This window comes from Halomonas sp. SpR1, from assembly GCF_031010175.1.
Taxonomy (GTDB): Bacteria; Pseudomonadota; Gammaproteobacteria; order Pseudomonadales; family Halomonadaceae; genus Vreelandella.
Window position 1 is genome coordinate 1 of the sequence record NZ_JAUAMB010000086.1, and the last position, 1,006, is coordinate 1,006.

Annotated in this window: 1 protein-coding gene; it reads left to right on the plus strand. The window is 50.1% G+C overall.

What is annotated here, in order from left to right:
- Window positions 1–799, plus strand: a 799-nt coding sequence (locus QT231_RS24215) for an IS1182 family transposase (RefSeq protein ID WP_308339326.1), incomplete at its 5' end; no start/stop codon positions are given.
- Window positions 800–1,006: the final 207 nt, after the last annotated feature.

The window sequence follows — 1,006 nt, forward strand, 5'->3', positions numbered from 1 at the left end:
ACTACAATCCATTGAAATTCAAAGAACCGAGTCCCCTGACCAGCAAATCTCTTTAACAGACCCTGACGCTCGCTCCATGACCGCGCGAGGAACGGGAATCGTAGGCTACAACGTACAGACGGCTGTCGATAGCCAGCATCATTTGATTGTCGCCCATGAGGTTACCAATGTCGGCAGTGACCGGCGTCAGCTTTACCGGATGGCCAAGCAAGCACGCGATGCTAGTGCTGTCAGTGACCTCCACGTCGTAGCTGATCGAGGTTACTTTACGGGTGAGGAGATACTTGCGTGTCACAAGGCCGGTATCACGACGCATCTTCCCAAGCCCAAAACCTCGCCTAGCCAGGCTAAAGGTATGTTTCCCAGAGAAGCGTTCCGCTACGTGCCTGAACGTAATGAATATCGCTGTCCAGCGAGAGAACGTCTGATTTGGCGTTTTAAAAATGTTGAAAAGGGTCAGACGCTTCATTGCTATTGGAGCTCGGCCTGTCCAAGTTGTTTTATGAAGCCGCAATGCACCACAGGTATCTATCGGCGTATCAAACGGTGGGAGCACGAAGAGGTACTGGAGGCGGTGAAATTTAGATTGGATCAGGCGCCGGATATAATGCGCATTCGTCGTCAGACGGTCGAACACCCCTTTGGCACGTTGAAAGCGTGGATGGGAGCGACGCACTTCTTGACTAAGGGACTTAAGAACGTCAGCACGGAAATGAGCCTCCATGTACTTGCTTATAACATGAAGCGCGTCATGAATATCCTTGGCACCCAGAGGTTAGTCCAAGCAATGCGTGGGTAAGGGCTTAAACCTGATTTTGGCAAGCTTGTAAAACCGATAACGCTCTTTAGCGGGTGTTTATTAACGATCATCTCAAACAGCTAGAGATGCGGGAATAATAAATGAAGACGTTCTAAAACGTATTGCTGGCCGATAGTCGTGCCAAGACGACAGGACACTGTCATCGGCAACTGATTTTTAGGTTTTCACACAGCCTCGGCCAAGAGC